2 protein-coding genes are annotated in these 4,177 nt (G+C 43.6%); both read left to right on the top strand.

The features are described from left to right. The first annotated feature begins 823 nt into the window (after window positions 1–823). Window positions 824–1,945: a mannonate dehydratase gene (locus tag RDO37_RS01825; RefSeq protein WP_281710373.1), complete on the top strand. Its 1,122-nt coding sequence runs from the start codon at window positions 824–826 to the stop codon at window positions 1,943–1,945. A 238-nt stretch (window positions 1,946–2,183) separates the two neighbouring features. Then, window positions 2,184–3,794 (top strand): mannitol dehydrogenase family protein, encoded by a 1,611-nt coding sequence (locus RDO37_RS01820; protein WP_308497916.1) that lies wholly within the window; start codon window positions 2,184–2,186, stop codon window positions 3,792–3,794. Window positions 3,795–4,177: the final 383 nt, after the last annotated feature.

Genomic DNA, 4,177 nt, shown 5'->3' with positions numbered 1-4,177 from the left:
TTAATAGCACTGAGCAGCTGGGTCTATAAAAAGATAATTGTCTTTTATATGCCATTCTTAAATTATAGACACAACTCCCCAATGTCAGTTTCAACCACCCACCACTGGCAACAGACCGTGAGTAAATTGCTCGCTCATCATTAAGCAATTATCGTCATAAAGACAAGCTCACCTTATTACTTACAACTATAGAGCCCCCATGTCTGTGTATGTGACAGCATTGATCTACTGCAGCTAGAAAAGTTTAGCGCGTGTAGCTTCACTACATGCATCTATTGACTGTACATACAGAAGCTGCAGTCATGTTCATTCAATAGTTCATTTAGTTTCACTCAACACTTGCGACTTTATACTAGAGCTCAAGCAATGAAAAACAAGCAACTCAACCTGGAATATGCGTTAACAAGCAACCATATTTGACTAACTTGTATACAAGTATGGTAATAATCATCACTCAAACAAACCTGATGTTTGCGGGAAAATAGTCTATAGCTAGATTTACATTACTTGTATGTCAGTGTAAAAAGTTATAGCTGATCACAATTTTGTAAACTTGCTGAAAATTTACTCAAATTTATCTACTTGTATACTAGTATACAGAGCATAAAAGTCTTATACTTAGCACATCACATATATCCTATTGGACATGCAGAGTTTAATCAGAAAATGCGATGTCTTTGGATATAAAGGCACAATTAAGCTTCATCTAAGTTGCACATATAGCTTTGGTAGCTAAGCACCAATAGCAGTCTTTATTTCACTGCTAGCTTTTCGCCTCATATGTGACGCCAAAGATTTCTACTGCAAGCGGAGAGTTATTCTTATGATGCACATGACTATGCGTTGGTTCGGCCCTGAGCAGGACAGCATTACTCTGCAACAAATCCGTCAGGTTCCAGGAATGGAAGGTATCATCACTGCACTGCATGAGCTTCCAGCTGGTGAACCATGGCCTGAGGACATGGTCCGTGAGCGTAAGGCTTTGGTTGAAAAGAACGGACTTAAGCTTTTAGGTATCGAAAGCATTAATGTTCACGAGGACATCAAGTACGGTGCTTCTACTCGTGATATGTATATTGAGAACTACATTAAGTCTCTTGAAGCTGTAGGCAAGAACGACATTCACCTCGTTTGCTACAACTTCATGCCTGTATTCGACTGGACTCGTACCGATTTAGCTCTTCCTCTTGAAGATGGTTCTACCGCTTTAGCATACGACGGTAAGGAAATTGAAGGTCTTAGCGCTGAGGATATGTTTGAGCGTATTGCTAACAACTCCAATGGCTTTGAAATGCCAGGTTGGGAGCTGAGCCGTAAGGACGAAATCACTGCGCAGATTAACAAGTTCAAGGGCATGACCGGCGATGAGCTACGTGCTAACTTCAAGTACTTCTTAGAGGCCATTATGCCTACTTGTGAGAAGTACAACATCAAGATGGGTGTTCACCCTGATGATCCTTCTTACGATCTCTTTGGTATTCCACGTATTACCAAGTCTGAAGAAGACCTCGTTAAGATTGCAGGCTTATATGACAGCCCATTAAATGGTTTCACCATTTGCACTGGCTCATTAGGTTCTAATCCTAATAACAATCTGCCAAAGATCATTCGTAATCCAATCATTGCTAAGCGCATTCACTTTGCACACGTACGTAACGTTCTGCACACTGGCGATCACCAGTTCCACGAGAGCTCACACGTTTCCTGCACTGGCAGCTTAGATCTCTATGAGATCATGAAGGCCTTAGTTGAAATGGGCTTCAACGGCATTATTCGTCCAGATCATGGTCGTGAGATCTGGGGTGAGATTGCTCGCCCAGGTTACGGCTTATACGATCGTGCCTTAGGCGCAACCTATTTAATTGGTCTTGAAGAGGCCATTCGTAAGGGTAAAGGCATGCCTTACCCTGACAACATCAACTCAGTTACCGCTCCTTGGAAGTAATCTGAGATTAAGACAGAGTAAGTACTAGAATCTGAACAGTTCTAGCAAAGTATATCGATAAGGCCATGTTTGACGCTTAAAGCTTTCAACATGGCCTTATTTTGGTCAAACGGTAATTTGAGCTATACGTTTTACTTATCAAAGTTTGCTCATAGTGTACTAAGTCTTAGATATATGCATTTGCCTTAGCATTCAACACATTGCCTAAGGTGTATTGCAATCGCCAAGAGGGTTGGTCATGAAGGTTACTTTACAAGGCATTAAGGACACTGCTGCCTTTGCTGCAGCTAACGTTACCCTGCCAAAGTTTGATGTAGCAAAGGTACAAGAGGAAAGCCGCAACAATCCAGTGTGGTTACACTTTGGTGCGGGCAATATCTTCCGTGGTTTTGTTGCCTCTTTACAGCAGCAACTCTTAGACAGTGGCGATCAAAGCTCAGGCATTCAGACTCTCTCTGTTTATGATGGTGCCATCATTGATGACGTGTTCACTCCTCATGACAAGCTCACTATGGAAGTTACCTTACTTCCTGACACCAATGTAGAGCTGCGTGTAATTGGCTCAGTTGTGCATGGCTATAAGCTCAACGGCACTGCTAAAGAAGACGAAAGTGAAGTTAAAGCACTGATTGCTAAACCATCTGTACAGTTAGTCTCCTACACCATTACCGAAAAGGGTTATGCCATTCGTGGTATCGATGGTGACTACCTTGAGCAAGTGAAGTTAGATATGGCCTCAGGACCTAGCAAGGTTGGCCACGCCATGTCATGGACTGTAGCTCTGCTGCATGAGCGCTTTAAGGCCGGTGCCAAACCAATTGCCATGGTTTCAATGGATAACTGCTCTCACAATGGCGACAAACTTAAAGCTGCAGTTTTAGAGATCGCTAAGGCATGGTTAGATAAGGGCTTTGTAGATGCAGCCTTTATTGCATACTTAGAAGATGAGTCTAAGGTATCTTTCCCTTGGACCATGATCGACAAGATTACCCCTCGTCCAGACGCTTCCATTGCTGCATTACTCAAAGATCGCGGCATTGAAGATATGGAACCAATCAAGACCGCTCGTGGCTCTTTCATTGCTCCATTTGTTAACGCTGAAAAACCTCAATACCTTATCGTTGAAGATAAGTTCCCAAATGGCCGCCCACCACTTGAGAAGGCTGGCGTGCTCTTTACTGATGGTGCAGGCGTCGATCTGTGCGAGCGCATGAAGGTTACTACTTGCTTAAACCCTCTGCATACTGCCTTAGCAGTTTACGGTTGTGTGCTTGGCTATGAGCGCATTGCCGCAGAGATGGATGATCCTCAGTTAGTAGCTTTAGTTAAGAAGCTTGGCTATGACGAGGGCTTAAAGGTAGTCGATGATCCTAAGATCCTCAACCCACGTGACTTCTTAACTGAAGTTATCGAGCAGCGTCTGACTAACAAGTGTCTGCCTGACTCTCCTCAACGTATTGCTACAGATACATCTCAGAAGGTACCAGTGCGCTTTGGTGAAACCTTAAAGAACTATAAGAAGAAAGGCTTAGACGCAACTGAGCTTACCGCACTACCTCTTGCTATTGCTGGCTGGATGCGCTACCTCTTAGCCATTGATGATAAGGGTAATGCCTTTAGCTTATCTGACGATCCTCTTAATGAGGAGCTCACTTCCAAGATGGCAGGTATCGAGTTTGGCAAGGTAGATAGTGTTGGTGACAAGCTCCATCCAATTTTAAGCAACCCAACTCTTTTCGGTGTTGACCTTTACTCTATCGGTTTAGGCACCAAGATCGAAGACTTATTCAAAGAGATGATCCGCGCACCAGGTGCTGTTCGCTCCACATTGATTAAATACTTAGGTTAATTCCTAACTTATTATCGATTCTATTGCAAACTACTAAGACTCGTGAGGCCCTTGCTCCAATGCTTAAACACATTGTAGCGAGGGCTTTTTTTCATCCACAAAAACATTAATCACCCCCCTCAAAATCCAACCCCGAACACCGCATTGCCCTGGCTCACTCATAATCAACACGCCATTCCATGTTGCTAGGCTTAACCACATTCTAACCGGCTATTTTGTGTTTGCAGGCTTCACCATAATCCAACCGCCTATTCCGTGCTTGCAGGCTTCACCATAATCTAACCGCCTATTCCGTGCTTGCAGGCTTCACCATAATCTAACCGCCTATTCCGTGTTTGCAGGCTTCACCATAATCCATCCGCCTATTCCGTGTTTGCAGGCTT

The organism is uncultured Anaerobiospirillum sp. (assembly GCF_902485895.1).
Classification (GTDB): domain Bacteria; phylum Pseudomonadota; class Gammaproteobacteria; order Enterobacterales; family Succinivibrionaceae; genus Anaerobiospirillum; species Anaerobiospirillum succiniciproducens.
The sequence above is the reverse complement of the archived record's forward strand: the minus strand, read 5'-3'. Positions and strand labels throughout refer to the sequence as shown.

Coding starts and splice junctions, on each gene's coding strand:
- RDO37_RS01825 (WP_281710373.1), top strand. CDS start 824: ATGATGCACATGACTATGCGTTGGTTCGGCCCTGAGCAGGACAGCATT.
- RDO37_RS01820 (WP_308497916.1), top strand. CDS start 2,184: ATGAAGGTTACTTTACAAGGCATTAAGGACACTGCTGCCTTTGCTGCA.